General features: G+C 73.8%; 14 protein-coding genes. 3 read left to right on the top strand and 11 right to left on the bottom strand.

The window, feature by feature from the left end:
* Positions 1–88 precede the first annotated feature (88 nt).
* Positions 89–1258, top strand: coding sequence for a C40 family peptidase (locus tag OG624_RS27220; RefSeq protein ID WP_323183546.1), 1170 nt, complete (start codon positions 89–91; stop codon positions 1256–1258).
* Here OG624_RS27220 and OG624_RS27215 read toward each other — a convergent pair.
* The 5 genes from OG624_RS27215 to OG624_RS27195 are packed head-to-tail and all read right to left on the bottom strand — an operon-like array spanning position 1210 to position 7022.
* On the bottom strand, positions 1210–2469 hold the full coding sequence (locus OG624_RS27215) for a styrene monooxygenase/indole monooxygenase family protein (protein ID WP_371639931.1): 1260 nt from the start codon (positions 2467–2469) through the stop codon (positions 1210–1212). The genes OG624_RS27220 and OG624_RS27215 overlap by 49 nt on opposite strands.
* A gap of 3 nt (positions 2470–2472) precedes the next feature.
* The gene (locus OG624_RS27210; protein ID WP_033218756.1) at positions 2473–3114 is read right to left on the bottom strand and encodes a GTP-binding protein; all 642 of its coding nucleotides are present in this window, start codon (positions 3112–3114) and stop codon (positions 2473–2475) included.
* Positions 3095–3484, bottom strand: coding sequence for a DUF742 domain-containing protein (locus OG624_RS27205; RefSeq protein WP_030730968.1), 390 nt, complete (start codon positions 3482–3484; stop codon positions 3095–3097). Before OG624_RS27205 ends, OG624_RS27210 begins: the two co-directional genes overlap by 20 nt.
* Entirely contained in the window at positions 3481–3966 is a 486-nt protein-coding gene (locus tag OG624_RS27200; RefSeq protein WP_033218754.1) for a roadblock/LC7 domain-containing protein, read from the bottom strand. Before OG624_RS27200 ends, OG624_RS27205 begins: the two co-directional genes overlap by 4 nt.
* Positions 3963–7022: a sensor histidine kinase gene (locus OG624_RS27195; protein WP_371639930.1), complete on the bottom strand. Its 3060-nt coding sequence runs from the start codon at positions 7020–7022 to the stop codon at positions 3963–3965. The genes OG624_RS27200 and OG624_RS27195 overlap by 4 nt, the downstream gene beginning before the upstream one ends.
* Positions 7023–7419: 397 nt before the next feature.
* On the opposite strand from OG624_RS27195, the gene OG624_RS27190 reads away from it, so the two are divergent.
* Entirely contained in the window at positions 7420–8193 is a 774-nt protein-coding gene (locus tag OG624_RS27190) for a protein phosphatase 2C domain-containing protein (protein ID WP_266353271.1), read from the top strand.
* Positions 8194–8222: 29 nt separating this feature from the next.
* On the opposite strand, the gene OG624_RS27185 is transcribed toward OG624_RS27190, so the two are convergent.
* From OG624_RS27185 to OG624_RS27165, 5 genes are all read right to left on the bottom strand, one after another.
* Positions 8223–8663: a MarR family winged helix-turn-helix transcriptional regulator gene (locus tag OG624_RS27185; RefSeq protein WP_033218751.1), complete on the bottom strand. Its 441-nt coding sequence runs from the start codon at positions 8661–8663 to the stop codon at positions 8223–8225.
* Between the two features lie 116 nt (positions 8664–8779).
* On the bottom strand, positions 8780–11185 hold the full coding sequence (lon, locus tag OG624_RS27180) for an endopeptidase La (RefSeq protein ID WP_266353270.1): 2406 nt from the start codon (positions 11183–11185) through the stop codon (positions 8780–8782).
* Between the two features lie 94 nt (positions 11186–11279).
* Positions 11280–12044, bottom strand: coding sequence for a DUF4097 family beta strand repeat-containing protein (locus OG624_RS27175; protein ID WP_371639929.1), 765 nt, complete (start codon positions 12042–12044; stop codon positions 11280–11282).
* Positions 12045–12136: 92 nt separating this feature from the next.
* Positions 12137–13009 carry a sulfurtransferase gene (locus OG624_RS27170; RefSeq protein ID WP_371640878.1) on the bottom strand — a complete coding sequence of 291 codons (873 nt, stop codon included), beginning with the start codon at positions 13007–13009 and terminating at the stop codon, positions 12137–12139.
* Positions 13010–13128: 119 nt separating this feature from the next.
* Positions 13129–14523, bottom strand: coding sequence for a hypothetical protein (locus OG624_RS27165; RefSeq protein WP_371639928.1), 1395 nt, complete (start codon positions 14521–14523; stop codon positions 13129–13131).
* A gap of 36 nt (positions 14524–14559) precedes the next feature.
* On the opposite strand from OG624_RS27165, the gene OG624_RS27160 reads away from it, so the two are divergent.
* Positions 14560–15153, top strand: coding sequence for a hypothetical protein (locus OG624_RS27160; protein WP_371639927.1), 594 nt, complete (start codon positions 14560–14562; stop codon positions 15151–15153).
* A 21-nt stretch (positions 15154–15174) separates the two neighbouring features.
* Here the strand turns inward: OG624_RS27160 and OG624_RS27155 are convergent, their stop codons facing one another.
* Entirely contained in the window at positions 15175–15819 is a 645-nt protein-coding gene (locus tag OG624_RS27155) for a TetR family transcriptional regulator (RefSeq protein ID WP_161294218.1), read from the bottom strand.
* Positions 15820–15892: the final 73 nt, after the last annotated feature.

The following is a 15892-nucleotide window of genomic DNA, read 5'->3' as shown; positions in this document are numbered from 1 at the left end:
AACCGGGTGAGGGGGCGCGACCGGCCGACTCCGTTGGGGGATTTGTCATACCGGGCGTGGCAGCATCGGCCGCCTCGGAGGTGATCCCATGTCATATCGGCTGTCGCCGCGGCCGCTTCGTGCCGTCTGCATCGCCGCAGTCCTCGTCGTCGCCGGGCCGGTCCCCGGGGCCGGGGCCGAGCCCGGGCTGCCCGAAGGGGAGTCGGTCGGGGTGCTGCTCACCCGCCTGCAGGGGCTGTACCAGAAGGCCGAGGAGGCCACCGAGGCCTACAACGCCACCGACGTGGCCCTGCGGGCCGGCCAGGCCGAGGAGCGGCTGCGCGCCGCCGAGCTCGGCAAGGCCCGTACGGAGCTCGACTCCGAGCGGGCCGTCGCCGGGCGGCTCGCCCGGGAGCAGTACCAGGGCGGCCAGGGGCTGTCCCCGTACGCCCGGATGCTGCTCGCCGGGAATCCGCAGGCCGCCCTGGACCAGCGGCGGCTCGCCGCCCGCGAGGGCGCCCGGCGGGCGGGGGTGCTGGCCCGGCTCGCGCGGGGCGAGAAGAAGGCCGACGCGCTCGCCGTACGGGCCCGCGAGGCCCTGGACGCCCGGCAGACCCTCGCCGCGCAGCAGAAGCTCCACAAGGACGAGGTCGCGGCGCAGCTCAAGGAGGTCGAGCGGGTGCTCGCCGCCCTGACCCCGGACCAGCTCACCCGGCTCGGCGCGCAGGAGGTCGAGAACACCGCGGTCGCGCAGCGGAGCCTGGTGGATTCGGGCCGTCTGCCGACCCGTACGGGCACGCCCACGGCGGCCGGTGGCGCCGCCCTCACCTATGCGGCGGCCCAGATCGGCAAGCCGTACGTGTGGGGCGCTGAGGGGCCGGGGTCCTTCGACTGCTCCGGGCTGACCTCGCAGGCCTGGGCGCACGCGGGGCGCGCCATTCCGCGGACGAGCCAGGAGCAGTGGGCCCAGCTGCCGAAGGTGCCGCTGGATCAGCTGCGGCCCGGGGATCTGGTGGTCTATTTCCCGAAGGCCACCCACGTGGGCCTGTACGTCGGCGACGGCAAGGTGATCCAGGCGCCCCGGCCGGGGGCCGTGGTGAAGGTCTCGCCGATCGCCGCGAATCCGCTGCTGGGGGCGGTCCGGCCGGACCCGGACGGGGCCCCGCTCGCGGAGTTCACCCCGCCCGCGCTGCCGGAGGCACCGGCGGCGGAGGCGGGGGACGACACGGGTTACTCCGCCGAGGAGGCTCCGACGGAGGAGGCGACCTCCGCCAGGTAGTCGGCGGTGTCCTCGGGGTCGTAGAAGTACGTGTCGAAGTCGGCCGGGTTGTCGAAGCCGTTGGCGAATCGATTCGCCACCGGCTGGAGCTGCCCGGCCGCGCCGATCAGGTTCAGTACGTGCTCCGGCGGGACGCCCAGCATCGCGTTCGTCCACTGGGTCACCGGCTTGCCGGTGGTGAACCAGTACTTGTCGAAGGTGGCCTTCATCCACGACTCGTCGAACGGCTTGTCGCCGTGCATGAGGATCGAGGAGAGGTACGAGGCCGCGCACTTGGCCGCGGAGTTCGAGCCCTGTCCGGTGATCGGGTCGTTGGCGACGACCACGTCCGCGACGCCGAGGACCAGTCCGCCGCCCGGGAGGCGTCCGATCGGGTTGCGGACGATCGGCGCGTAACGGCCGGCGAGCGCGGCGCCCGCGTCCGTCAGCTCCACCTTCGTGGCGCGGGAGTACTCCCACGGCACGAACTTCTCCATCAGCTCCAGCGTGAGCGCGAGGTGCTCCGCCGGGTCCTTGACTCCCTTGAAGACGTCCAGCGGACCGCCCGGGATTCCCTCCCAGAAGAGGATGTCGGCCCGGCCCGAGGTGGTCAGGGTGGGCATGACGAACAGCTCGCCGACGCCCGGGACCAGGTTGCAGCGGACCGCTTCGGTCTCCGGGTGCTCCGGGCGCGGGCCGAGGCCGTGCACGTAGGCGACGGCGAGGGCGCGCTGCGGGGCGTCGTACGGGGAACGCGCCGCGTCCCGCCCGAACATCGAGACCAGTTCGCCCTTGCCGGCGGCGACCAGCACCAGGTCGTACGTGCGGGAGAAGAAGTCGAGGTCGGCGACCGAGGCGCCGTGGATGACCAGCTGGCCGCCCCGCTGCACGAAGGTGTCGAGCCAGCCGGCCATCTTCACGCGCTGGTCGACGGACTGCGCGTACCCCTTGAGCTTGCCGAGCCAGTCGATGGCGCGGCCGGCGTCGGGGGTGGCGACGGAGACGCCGAGGCCTTCGATCTTCGGGGCCTGCTGCTCCCAGAAGTTGATCTGGAGATCACGCTCGTGCTGCAGGGCCGTGTCGAACATGCACTGGGTGGACATCACCCGCCCGGTGCGGATCTCGTCCGCCGTCCGGTTGGACATGAGGGTGACCTCGTACCCCTTCGACTGGAGTCCGAGGGCGAGCTGGAGACCGGACTGACCGGCTCCTACGACAAGTATCTTGCGCATCTCTCACGTTCTCTGTTCGGGAGTGGTGTCGAGGGCGTGGCCCACCAGGGCGAGCAATGATTCGATCACTGTGTCGCGGCGCCTCGCGTCCATGATCACGACGGGGACGTGGGGCGGGACGCTGAGGGCCTCGCGCACGTCGTCGGGCTCGTACGACTGCGAGCCGTCGAAGTGGTTGACGGCGACGGCGTACGGGAGTCCGCAGGTCTCGAAGTAGTCGAGGGCCGGGAAGCAGTCGCGCAGTCGGCGGGTGTCGGCCAGGACCAGACCGCCGATGGCGCCGCGCACCAGGTCGTCCCACATGAACCAGAACCGCTCCTGGCCGGGGGTCCCGTACACGTAGAGGACGAGGTCGTCGTCGAGGGTGACGCGGCCGAAGTCCATGGCGACGGTGGTGGTGTGCTTGTCGGGGGTGCCGGACAGGTCGTCGGTCGGGGCGCTCGCCTGGGTCATCACCGCTTCGGTGCGCAGCGGGGTGATCTCGGAGACGGAGGAGACGAAGGTCGTCTTGCCGACGCCGAAGCCGCCCGCGACCAGCACCTTGACGGCGACGGGTGCGCGGGAGCGGTCGTACTGCCAGGGCTGGGCCGGCTCGTCGTCCGACTGCGGCAGGGACACCGGGTTGTCAGAGACGGCGAAGACCACTGAGCACCCTTTCCAGCAGCGCGCGTTCGGGACGGCCGCTGCCGTGGCCCGTTCCGTAGACGCGGATCCGGCCCTGGTCGGCGAGGTCGCTGACCAGGACACGGACCACGCCGAGCGGGAGCTTCAGCAGGGCGGCTATCTCGGCGATCGTCCGCATCCGGCGGCAGACCTCGACGATGGCGGGCATCTCGGGCATGCGGTCGGGCTTCTGCGGCTCCGAGACCTTGGTGTCCAGGGCGGCGACGAACGTCTCGACGTGCAGGACCTGCGTGAAGCGGGTGCGGCCGCCCGTGAGGGAGTACGGGCGGACGCGGGCGGGGCGGCGGTCGGCTCCGCGTATCGGCAGCCGATCGGAGGCCGTACTCCTCACGGGGTGTTCTCCATCGACTGGCGCAGCTCACTGCGGACTTCGGGGGTCAGGACGTGGCCGGCACGGCCGACGAACAGGGCCATGTGGTAGGCGACGACGCTCATGTCGCAGTCGGGGGTGGCGTGCACGCCCAGCAGTGAGCCGTCGCTGATGGCCATGACGAAGACGGAGCCGTGCTCCATCGCCACCATGGTCTGCTTGACCGAGCCGCTGTCCATGAGGGCGGCCGCGCCGGTGGTGAGGCTGCCGAGGCCGGAGACGATGGTGGCCAGGTCGGCGGACGCGCCGCGCGGGCCCCGGGGCCTCGGCCGGTCGGCCGGTTCGACCGTGCCCGCTCCAGGGTCGGAGGAAAGGAGCAGCAGCCCGTCCGAGGAGACGACGGCGACGGAGTTGACGCCGGGCACCTCCTCGACCAGGTCGGTCAGCAGCCACTGCAGGTTGCGGGCCTGGGTGCTCAGTCCGTACGTACTGGGCGCGGTCATGTGCGTGCCTCCTGTGCGGTGTCCCCCCGGTCGGTCTTGCTCTGGCCCGGCCGCTGCGTCCGCCCTTGGTCGAGGGTGTGGTCGAGCGCCTGGTCAGGGGCTTGGTCGGGCCCCTGCTCCTGGGCGAGTTCGGCGGCGGCGACGCGCCTGCCGTCCTGGGCTCCCTGGTAGAAGCCTCCGAGTCGGCGCCGCAACTCCTCGGCGTCGACGCGGCGGGGCGGCTCGGGCGGTCCCTCGGCACGGGCCGCGCTCTTGGCGGGGACGGTGCGCGGGGTCCGCTTGGGCAGGCCCTTGTCGGTGACGGCGCCTTCGCCTTCGGCCTGGTCGGCCGGGTGGCTGCCCTGGCGGGGGAGCCAGTTGCCCTCGGCCGGGGCGTGGGTGTGCGGCTCCGTCTGCGGTTCGGATTCCTGTACGTCGGCCACGGGTGCGGTGGTGTGCGCCGCGGTCGGGATCTCCTCGGCGGGGTCCGCCACGCCGGGGGCGGCCGGCTCCGCGTCGGGGACGACCCGCGCGAGCAGCTGTTCCTCGGGGGTGGGTTCGGCGGCGCGGGGCGCGGCGACGAACACCTGCTCGGCGGGCGGCAGTCCGGCCGTGGCGGGCGTGTCCAGGAGCGGCTGCGCCTCGGCGGGCGCCGGCTGCGGCTCCGCCGGGGCTTCGGCGACGACGGCGGGGCCGGCCAGGGCTTCGGCCAGGGTGATCGGGACCGCCGCGACGGCGGGCTCCGACTCCGGCTCGACGGCGGGCTCCGGCTCGACGACCGGCTCCGACTCGACGACCGGCTCCGGCTCCGGCTCGACGCCGGTCGGGACGGCCGGCTCCTCGGCGAGGGCCTCGGCAGCGACCGGGGCGTCGGCCTCGGTCGGGACCGCGGCCTCGGCCTCGGCCTCCACGGCCGCTTCCACGGCCGCGTCCTCGTCCGGGTCCGGAGCGGCGTGCGTCCCGCGCCGTCGCGTCGGCAGCGTGTTCTCGTTGGCCTCCGCTATCACTCCGGGCAGCCGCAGCGCGGGCCCGCCCGGCATGGCCAGGGTGTGCACCGGGGAGACCACGGGGGTCGTGGGCAGCAGCGCCGCCGGGACGACCACCAGGGCCTCGGTGCCGCCGTGCTTCGGGGTGCGCAGCTCGGCGGTGACCCCGTGCCGGGCCGCGAGGCGCCCGGCCACGTACAGGCCGAGGCCGAGGCCGTGTTCCGCCTCGGTCTCCTCGTCGTAGGCGTCGGGCGTGGACAGGCGGGTGTTCAGTGCTTCGAGGCGGTCCTCGGTGACGCCGATGCCCTCGTCCACGACGGACAGCACCACGTCGCCGGCGCCCTGCAGCCAGCCGGACACCTTCACCTTGACGTCCGGCGGGGAGAACGTGGTCGCGTTCTCCAGCAGTTCGGCCAGGACGTGCGAGATGTCGTCGGCGGCGTGTCCCGCGATCTGGGTGTACGAGGGCAGGGCGGCGAGGTCGACGCGCTCGTACCGCTCGATCTCGCTGACGGCGGCCCGCATCACGTCGACCAGCGGCACCGGCAGGCCCTGTCCGTGGCCGTGTTCCTGGCCGGCGAGGACCAGCAGGTTCTCGTTGTGGCGGCGCATCACGGTCGCCAGGTGGTCCAGCTTGAAGAGGGTGGCCAGCCGGTCGGGGTCCTGCTCCTTGGACTCCAGCTCCTCGATGACCGCGAGCTGGCGCTCCACCAGGCCCAGGGTCCGCAGCGACAGCGAGACGGAGGTCGTCGACATGATGCGCCGATGCTCCTCCAGCCCCGCCCGCAGCTGCGTCAGCTCTTCTTCCAGCGCGTCCCGGCCGGCGGCGAGGGCCTCGGTGCGGCCGATGATCCGGCGCCGGTCGGCGTCGAGCCCGGCGATCCGGGTGTGCAGGGAGACCGTCTGGTCGCGCACCGCGTTCAGGTGGCGCACGACCTCCGCGAATTCGTCGTTGCGGCCCGTGAACCGCACCGGTTCCACCGAGCCCTCCGGCGTGGCCAGGCGCTCCGCGCCGCGGCGCAGGACCGACAGCGGCCGCGTCAGCGACCGGGCCACGGCGGTGGAGACGCCGACGGCGAGCAGGAACAGCAGGCCCAGCAGCGCGACCACGATCTCGAGCCGGGTCACGTCGTCGTCGCGCAGCGCGGCCAGGGCGGAGGCCCGTTCGCTCGCGAGGGTGGCTTCGACGGTGCGCATGCGGTCGATGCGGGCGGTGAGCGCGGTGCCGACGGTGGCCCCGTCGGTCTTGCGGTCGGCGGGCGTCAGGGTGGGCCGGTCGGTGAGCCGCTTGAGGAAGTCGTCGGCGGTCTTGACCTCGGGGCCGGTGACGGTGGCGGCCAGGGTCTGGCGTACGTCGGGTCGCGCGGCCCGCGCGAAGTCGTCGAGGGCGGACTGCTCCCGTACGCGGGTCCGCTGGGCGGCGGTGGTGAGTTCGTCGACCACGGCCGAGTTGGGGGACTGGTCGCCGCGCGGCACGGCCAGCGCGGCGAGCAGCAGGCCGCGGGTGGCCGAGGCCTGTTCCACGGCCTGCCCCAGCGGGGCCAGCGGGCGGGTGGTGGTCAGGGCGGCCTCGGCGCGGGGCGGGGTCAGCTCGGCGAGCCGTACGCCGGGGGCGAGGAGTTCGGCGATGACGCCGGTGTAGGCCTGGTGGGCGGCGAGGGCGCTGCCCTTGCCGTCGACGGCCTCGGCGCGGACGGCCCGTACCCGTGCGAGGGCTTGGGCGGTGGCCTCGTCGGCCTCGGCCTGGACCTCGGCGAGCTGCCGGTCGGTCCCGGCGATGCGCTCCTGGACGGGCCCCTTGGCCGTGCCGGGTCGGCCCTTGGCGGCGTACTCGACGACCGCGTCACGCTCGTCACCGAGGAGGTGCGTGAGGGTGAGGGTCTGTCGGGTCCGGTCCGCGAGGGTGACCAGGCGCTGGGAGTCGTTCAGTTCCCTCGACGCGGAGACGACGGCGGGCGCGCCCGCCGCGAGGACGGTGAGGCCGGCGACGGCTACGCCGACGACCAGCCTGCGGCGCACGCGGACGCGGCGTCCTGCGGGGGCCGGGCCGTCGGCGGCGGTGCCGTTCTTCCGAGACCGCTTCTTCTGCACCGGTGCTCGCAATCCTGTACGTGTGCTCTTGCTCGTCTACTCGTGTGGCCGAGGTAACGGCCGGTCAACAAGTAAACGCCCCCTGCTCCCTCGTACCGCCTCAGACCTTTGCAGCGTGCTGGGGAGAGAGCCGCACATCGCCCAACCGGCCACTCGAACGAGTGAACATCACGGATGAGTTGCCGACCAACTCGGACACCCTGTGCCGGAGCGCCGCCGTGGACAGGTGGTTGAAAGATCGATACGGCCTTTGGCAGGATGCCCGCCCACACCACCGCTCCGCCGTGCCGGCGTTCGGCGATCGCCTCGGGCGGTCGGTGCGCGGGGCCACCGGCGCGTGCCCGATTTGGTACGGACCTATCCGCGCCCGCCGCGTCCCGCGCGGCAGAATGCGGGGATGCGCATCGACCTCGCCTCGGCCCCCGGCCACCAGGAACGCCCCAATGAGGACTGGGTGTCGGCCGCGATCCCCGCTTCGGGCGGCGGCGTCCTGGTGGTTCTCGACGGAGTCACCCCGCCGGGCGGCGACGACGGGTGCGTGCACGGAGTGCCCTGGTTCGCGGCTCGCCTCGGCGGCCGATTGACCGAACTGTCCGGATCGCGGCGGGACATGCCGCTCGATCAGGTTCTGGCCGAGTCCGTCCGCGCCACGGCCGACGCCCACCGCGACACCTGTGACCTTTCTCACGTGCGGACCCCGCAGGCGACGGTCGTCGTGGTCCGCTGGGACGGGGAGTACGTGGAACACCTCGTCCTCTCGGACTCCGTACTGCTCCTGCAGGCGCCCGGCGGCGAGGTGACGGCCGTGCTCGACGACCGGTTGGACCGGATCCCGCGGGAGGTGCTGGGCTCGGTGGCCGCGACGGACGCCCTGCGCAACGCGGAGGGCGGCTTCTTCACGGCGGCCGCCGATCCGGCGGTGGCGGCCCGGGCGGTGACCGGGCGCACCCCGCGCGGGCGGGTGCGGGCGGTGGCCGCGCTCACGGACGGGGCGAGCCGGTGGACGGACACCTTCGGGCAGGGTGACTGGGCCGACTGCATGGCGGTGCTGCGGAAGGAGGGTGCGCAGGGCCTGATCGGCCGGGTGCGCGCCGTCGAGTCCGATCCGGCCCGCCCGTCGGCCCGGTACAAGCGGCACGACGACGCGTCGGCGGTGTACGCGGAGCTCTGAGCGGTCCGGCCGCCCGGCCCCGCGGCGCGCTACTCCCCGCCCGCGTTCAACTGGTTCAGCAGCCGGGCCAGTTCCGCGACCTCGCCGCGGTCCCAGTCGGCGAGCTTGCGCATGTACTGCTCGCGCCGCGCCCCTCGGACCCGCAGGAACCGCTCCCGGCCCTCCTCCGTGAGGCCGACCAGGGAGGCCCGGCCGTCGGCGGGGTCCGGCTCGCGGGCCACCAGGCCGAGGACTTCCAGGGCCCGCAGCTGCCGGCTCATGGTGGCCTTGCCGACCCCGAAGTAGGCGGCGAGTTCGGTGGCCCGCTGCCGCCCGGCCGCTTCCAGGCGTACGAGGAGCCCGTACGCGGCCGGCTCCAGTTCGGGGTGGAGCTCGCGGGCCATCTCGCCCGAGGACGCGCGGGCCCGTCGGAGGAAGACGGACAGCTCCCGCTCCAGGGCAAGGAACTCCTGGTCTTCACTCCCGTGCACGTCCCGCTCCTTCGATGGTGTCCGGCACCCCGGTGGGTGCGGGGCCAGTATTTCGCAGCGGGTGTGCCGACGGCCCGGTACCCCGCCGGAGCGGGGCACCGGGCCGTGTGCGTGCGTCAGGCGGCGGCGACGGCCGGGGCCTGCGCCCGGGCCAGGGCGAGTTCCAGGACCTGGCGGACATCCGTCACCGGGTGCACCTCCAGCGTCTCCAGCACCTCCGCCGGGACGTCGTCCAGGTCGGCCTCGTTGCGCTTGGGGATGATGACGGTGGTCAGTCCGGCGCGGTGCGCGGCGAGCAGCTTCTGCTTCACCCCGCCGATGGGCAGGACGCGTCCGGTCAGCGAGACCTCGCCGGTCATGGCCACGTCCGTGCGCACCTGCCGGCCGGAGAGCAGCGAGGCGAGTGCCGTGGTCATGGTGATGCCCGCGCTCGGGCCGTCCTTGGGCACGGCGCCCGCCGGGAAGTGGATGTGCACGCCCCGGTCCTTCAGGTCGGCGACCGGGAGCTCCAGTTCCGCGCCGTGGGAGCGCAGGAAGCTCAGGGCGATCTGCGCCGACTCCTTCATGACGTCTCCGAGCTGGCCGGTGAGGGTGAGGCCGGCCGCGCCCGTCTCCGGGTCGGCCAGCGAGGCCTCCACGAACAGCACGTCGCCGCCCGCGCCGGTCACGGCGAGGCCGGTGGCGACGCCGGGGACGGCGGTGCGCCGCTCGGCCGGGTCCTGGGCGGACTCCGGTACGTGGTGCGGTCGGCCGATCAGGGCCCGCAGGTCGTCGGCGCCGATGGTCAGGGGCAGTTCCCGCTCCCCCAGTTCGTGCTGCGAGGCGACCTTGCGCAGGAGGCGGGCGAGGGAGCGCTCCAGGGTGCGGACGCCCGCCTCGCGGGTGTACTCACCGGCCAGCTTGCGCAGGGCGTCCTCCGCCAGGACCACCTCGTCGGAGCCGAGCCCGGCGCGCTCCAGCTGGCGCGGGAGCAGGTGGTCGCGGGCGATGACGACCTTCTCGTCCTCGGTGTACCCGTCGAGCCGGACGAGCTCCATGCGGTCGGCCAGGGCCTCGGGGATGGCTTCCAGGACGTTGGCGGTGGCCAGGAAGACGACGTCGCTGAGGTCGAGTTCCACCTCCAGGTAGTGGTCGCGGAAGGTGTGGTTCTGTGCCGGGTCGAGGACTTCCAGCAGGGCGGCCGCCGGGTCGCCGCGGAAGTCGGAGCCCACCTTGTCGATCTCGTCGAGGAGGACCACCGGGTTCATCGACCCGGCCTCCTTGATCGCCCGGACGATGCGGCCGGGCAGGGCGCCGACGTAGGTCCGGCGGTGGCCGCGGATCTCGGCCTCGTCGCGGACGCCGCCGAGGGCGACGCGGACGAACTTGCGGCCCATGGCGTGCGCCACGCTCTCGCCGAGCGAGGTCTTTCCGACGCCGGGAGGGCCGACGAGGGCCAGTACGGCGCCGCCGCGCCGGCCGCCGATGACGCCCATGCCGCGCTCGCCGCGCCGCTTGCGGACGGCGAGGTATTCGGTGATGCGGTCCTTCACGTCGCTGAGGCCCGCGTGCTCGGCGTCGAGGACGGCCCGGGCGCCCCGGATGTCGTACGCGTCCTCGGTGCGCTCGTTCCAGGGCAGTTCCAGCACGGTGTCCAGCCAGGTGCGGATCCAGGAGCCCTCGGGGCTCTGGTCGCTGGACCGCTCCAGCTTGTCGACCTCCTTGAGGGCGGCCTCCCGTACCTTCTCGGGGAGGTCGGCGGCCTCGACGCGGGCGCGGTAGTCGTCGGACTCCTCGCCGTCCTTCTCGCCGTTCAGCTCGCGCAGTTCCTTGCGTACGGCCTCCAGCTGACGCCGGAGCAGGAACTCGCGCTGCTGCTTGTCGACGCCGTCCTGGACGTCCTTGGCGATGGACTCGGCGACGTCCTGCTCGGCGAGGTGGTCGCCGAGCGCCTTGACGGCGAGCTTGAGGCGGGCGACCGGGTCGGCGGTCTCCAGCAGTTCGACCTTCTGCTCGACCGTCAGGAACGGCGAGTAGCCGGAGTTGTCGGCGAGCGCGGACACGCCTTCGATCTGCTGGACGCGGTCCACGACCTGCCAGGCGCCGCGCTTCTTGAGCCAGCTGGTGGCGAGTGCCTTGTACTCCTTGACCAGCTCGGTGACCGCTCCGGGCAGCGGATCGGGCACCGCCTCGTCGACGGTCTCGCCCTCGACCCAGAGCGCGGCCCCGGGGCCGGTGGTCCCGGCCCCGATGCGGACCCGGCCGAGGCCGCGGATGAGCGCTCCGGGGTCCCCTCCGGAGAGTCGGCCGACCTGCTCGACGGTGCCGAGCACACCGGTCCCGGCGTACGTGCCGTCGATGCGCGGCACGAGCAGGACCCGGGGCTTGCCGTTGCCGCTCTTCCCGGCGGCGGCCTGCGCCGCCTCCACGGCGGCGCGCACCTCGGCGTCGGTCAGGTCGAGCGGTACGACCATTCCGGGCAGCACGACCTCGTCGTCGAGCGGCAGCACGGGCAGGGTGAGTGTGACGGACGTCGAAGCCATGATCTTCCCTCCGGCAGTGAAGTTGAGCTATGCCGACTCAATGCATGTGCGCCTCCTGATGTTCCCCACGGCCCGTTCGCCCGGGGCGAACGCGTCAGACCGCGGAGATGTGGATGTCGCCGGAGCTGGTCTTCACGGAGAGGGGGGAGGTGGCGGAGGGGTCGTCGGGGAGGGTGATGTCGCGGTCGCCGGAGTCGGTGGAGACCTTGATCGCGAACGGGGCGCGGGGGGCCTTCAGCGTCACGTCGCCCGAGGTGGTCTCGGCGAGCACCGAGGACGGGGCCTTCGTGAAGTCCACGTGTGCGTCGCCCGAGGTCGAGCGGACCTCGGCACTCGGGCCGGACAGCCCGGTGGCGGTGATCCCGCCCGAGGAGGTACGGACCTTCAGCGGGCCGCCGATCCGTTCCGCCGTGACCCCGCCGGAGTCGGACTCCACCTCGGCCCCCGCCACACCCGTCACCGTGATCTCGCCGCTGGAGCTCTCCAGGTCGACCGTGGCCGCGGCCGGGACCTCCAGCCGGTAGTCGACGTAGCAGTCCCCGGAGCAGTCCTTGCTGAAGGTCAGTACGCCGCCGGTGACCTTCTGGCCGGCCTTCGGGACGGTGTCCCCGCGGTAGTGGACCGTGCGCTTGATCGTGACGCCGGGGCCGGTGCCGGGGGTGACGGCGATCGAGCCGGACCGGACCCCCGTCAGCTTCACCGCCGTGACCGCCTCCGCGACCGTGGCATCGGCGGTCGCCGTCCGGTAGGCGCCGTCCGCGAAGGAGCCCGAGAAGGAGCAGCCGGCCAGCAGGAGGCCGGCGCCGAGGGCGGTGATCGCGGTGCGGACCTTACGGGCGGAGGTGGTGTGAGTGGTCATGGCCCGAGTCTGGCCGGGGAGCGTGCCCCGGGCCGATGGTGCACGTACCCGGACCCACGGTGGGGCTAACCCCCGCCCGATCCTCCCCTCCGCTACAGGTCCGTGGTGACGGGGAGGTCCGAGGGCATGCCCCACTCGCTCCAGGAGCCGTCGTACACCGCGATCTCCTCGTACCCGGCGAGGTCGGCGCCGAGGGCCAGGACGCAGGCGGTCACCCCGGAGCCGCAGCTGAGGTAGAGCCGTTCCCGTTCCCCCGTCAGTGCCCGGAAGGCCGCGCGCAGTTCCCCGGCGGACCGCATCCGCCCGTGCGGGTCCTGGAGTTCGCCGAACGGCAGGTTGACCGCGCCCGGCATGTGGCCGCCGCGCAGGCCGGGTCGGGGTTCGGGGGCGGTGCCGGCGAAGCGTGCGCGGGTGCGGGCGTCGAGGACGGTCGCCGTCGGATCGGTCAGGGCCCGCGCGACGGTGGCGCTGTCGACCAGCAGCCCGGCCCGGGGTCGGGCGGTGAAGGAGCCGCGCGGGCCCTCGTACGCCGGGCCGGTGGGGGAGGTCGGCAGTCCCGCGGCGGTCCAGGCGGGCAGTCCCCCGTCGAGGACGGCGGCCCGGTCGAAGCCCATGGCGCGCAGCATCCACCAGGCGCGGGCGCTGGAGTAGACGCCGGCGCCGTCGTAGACGACGACGGTGTCCGAGTCCGCGACGCCGAGGGCGCGCATCGCCTCGGTGAACTCCGGGGCCCCGGGCATGGTGTGCGGGGCGGGCGCGGTGTGGTCGGACAGGGCTCCGTCGAGGTCGAAGGGGCGGGCGCCCGGGATCCGGTGGGCCGCGCCCCGGTGGGCGCCGACGGAGGCGTCGAAGAGGACCAGGCCGGGCACGCCCAGCCGGTGGGCGAGCCAGTCGACCCCGACGAGTGGTCCCGGCAGGACCTCGGACCCGACCTCGGACCCGACTTCGGACAGGGCTTCGGGCATGGCTTCGGGCGCGGCGTCCTGGGGCGGGGTCATGCGGCTCCTCCGGCTGTACGACACGGGTCGCCCCATCCTCCGACGCGGCCCGGACCGGCTCCTGCCCGGGGGGCGGCCCCGCCGGGTCAGCCGCAGCCGCCCGGCCGGGCGTAGACCGCCACCCGGGCCCCGCGCACCGCGGTCACCGAGCACAGGTCGAAGCTCGCGGCCAGCTCCGCCCGCTTGGCCGCCTCCCGCGGGTACGGGTCCAGCGGTTGCCCTTCCGGGTCCATCAGGGCGATCACCCGGGGCGAGTCCGACAGCGCCGCACCGATCCGGTCCGGGGGCAGTTCGGTGCCCTGGAGGCTGCGCGAGGCCACCGGGGTGCGGTCCAGGGCCACGTCGTGCAGCTCCCCGTACAGCTCGGGCGAGGACAGCAGCCATTCGCGCCTGCGCGAGGGCATGAACACCACCGCGTCGCCGGGCCGCGCCCGCTCCCGGACCGCGGCGGCCACCGCGAGCACGTCGTCCTTGCGGCTCTCCGGTGTGCGCAGCCACACCGACCAGCTGCCGAAGGGCACCAGGAGCGCGCCGGCCAGGAGCCACGGCCACCACCCGCGGGCCCGTGCGAGCCGGACCCCGGCCAGCAGGGCGAGCCCGGCCAGCGCGTAGATCACGTACCGGTCGACGTACCAGGGGTTGACCAGCGAGATCACCATCAGCACCCCGGGCGGCAACAGGACGAGCGGGAGGGCCACCCGTACGAGGTCGCCCGGAGCACCCCGCGCGAGCAGCAGGGCGGCGCCGCCCACCACCCCGTACGCCACCCAGTCCTGCCAGCTAGGCCGCCCGAGCCAGCCCAGCTGCTGCTCGGCCTGCCGGGCGCTCACGACGGCCAGCGGCAGCAGGAGCACCGCCACGACCGCGGCGCCGCGCCGCCAGCCGGGCGAGCGCCACGCGGTGAAGGCGTGGGCGAGCAGGGCCAGTGCGGCGAACTCGTGCAGCCAGCAGCCGATCAGCAGCACCACCGTGTAGGCCGGCCACCGCTCGCGCAGCATCAGGTAGGTCGCCCAGACCACGGCGGCCGCGACCAGGGCGTACGAGCGCCCTTCCTGGGCGTACATCTGCACGGGCGGCAGTACGGCGTACACGCAGCCCGCGAGCAGTGCCTCCCGCTCCCCCGCGAGCCGGTGGGCGACGGCGGCCACCCCGGCGGCGGCGAGGGCGGTGGCGGCGACGGAGGGCAGGCGCAGCGCCCACAGGCCGCCCTCCCACATCTGGAACAGCCCGTGCATGAGCAGGTAGTGCAGGCCGTGGACGGCGTCGACCTGGCCCAGCAGCTCCACGATCCGGTCGAGCGGCCGGTGGGCCACCTGCCAGGTGACGGACTCGTCGCGCCACATGCTGCCGCCGCGTTCCAGGCCCCACAGGCCGAGGACCACGGCCAGCAGCGGCGGGAGCAGGCGCCAGGGGGCGATCCGGCTGATGTCGGCCTCCGCGTGCGGTCGTGACGGGTGTCGGAACGGGGGTGCGGACTCCATACTCGGGGTTGGACCCGAGTCCCGGCGGAGGTGGGTGTGCACGCGTTACGAGCGGCCGCGGTGGCGGTGTTGAGCACGGTGGTCCTGGTGGGCTGCGGGCCCGCGGGCCCCGGAGGCGGCGACGACGCGCCCCCGAAGGCTTCCACGGAGCCGGGCACGAGCGCGAGCGCGTCCGCGGACCCGAGTTCCGGCACGCGTACGAGCCCCGGCACGAGCCCCGGTACGGGCGCGACGGCCGACCCGAGTACGAGCCCCACGGACGGTCGGGTCCCCGCCCCCGGCGAGACCCTGGTCCGGGTCACCCGGACCGGCGGCTTCGCCGGGCAGACCCACACGCTCGTCGTCAAGGGTGACGGCTCCTGGACCCGGCTGGACGCGAAGGCACGGCCGACGGGCACCGGGAAGCAGTCCGCGGCGGAGCTCGCGGGCCTGCGCACGGCCCTGCGGGAGGCCGACTTCGCCCGGCTGCCCCGGATCGCGACGGGCGGACCCACCATCTACGACGGCTTTTACTACACCTTCGTGCACGACGGCCACGAGGTGGCGAGTGACCAGGGGTCCCTGCCGGAGTCCCTGACGAAGGTGCTGGACGCGCTGCCCCCGTTCACGGGCGGCGACGCAAACCCCTAGGCCTGATCCGAAAGACAGGCCTTAGGTCGCCGAGATGTCCCGCAGCAGCCGGTCCAGGAAGCCGCGCAGCCGGGCCGGCATGTCCACGGTGTCGGGCGTCAGCACCCACTGGATCTGCAGGCCGTCCATGACGGCGACGATCTCCCGGCCGACGGCCTCGCAGTCGGTGTCGGGGCGCAGTTCGCCGCGTGCGACGCCCGCCTCCAGCAGGTCGACGGTGTAGGCGAGGACCCGGGTGTAGCGCCGGGTGAAGTAGGCGTGTGCCGGGTGCTCCGGGTTGCCGGACTCGCCGACCAGGGTGTTGAACATCCGGACGATGCCGGGCCGCCGTTCGTTGTCGGCGGCGAGGTCGACGACGGTGGCGAAGTGGGCGGCGACCGACGCGGCGGGCTCGCTGAAGAGCCGCTCCACGTCGTGCCGTTCGCTCTGGGCGAGGACCGACAGCAGCAGGTCCTCCTTGCCGCGGAAGTGGTGCAGCAGTCCGCCCTGGGTGATCCCGCAGTCGGCGGCGATGCGGGTGAGCGAGGACGCGTTGAAGCCCCACTGCGCGAAGTGCTCGACGGCGGTGTCGAGGATCTTCTGCCGCCGGGCGTCGCCGACCGCGTAGGTCCCGCGGGCCGCGCCCTTCGTGGCTCTGCGCTCCGTCCGCCCCGTGTCCTGTGCCATGCCGACACCCTAGGCGGTGTCCTGGCGGTGAGGGCGGGCCCTCGGTGTCCGGGCGACAGGTCGTCTCCTCGGC

It is taken from the genome of Streptomyces virginiae, assembly GCF_041432505.1.
GTDB lineage: Bacteria > Actinomycetota > Actinomycetes > Streptomycetales > Streptomycetaceae > Streptomyces > Streptomyces virginiae_A.
Note: the sequence above shows the minus strand (reverse complement) of the source record. Positions and strands in the feature narration are given on the sequence as shown.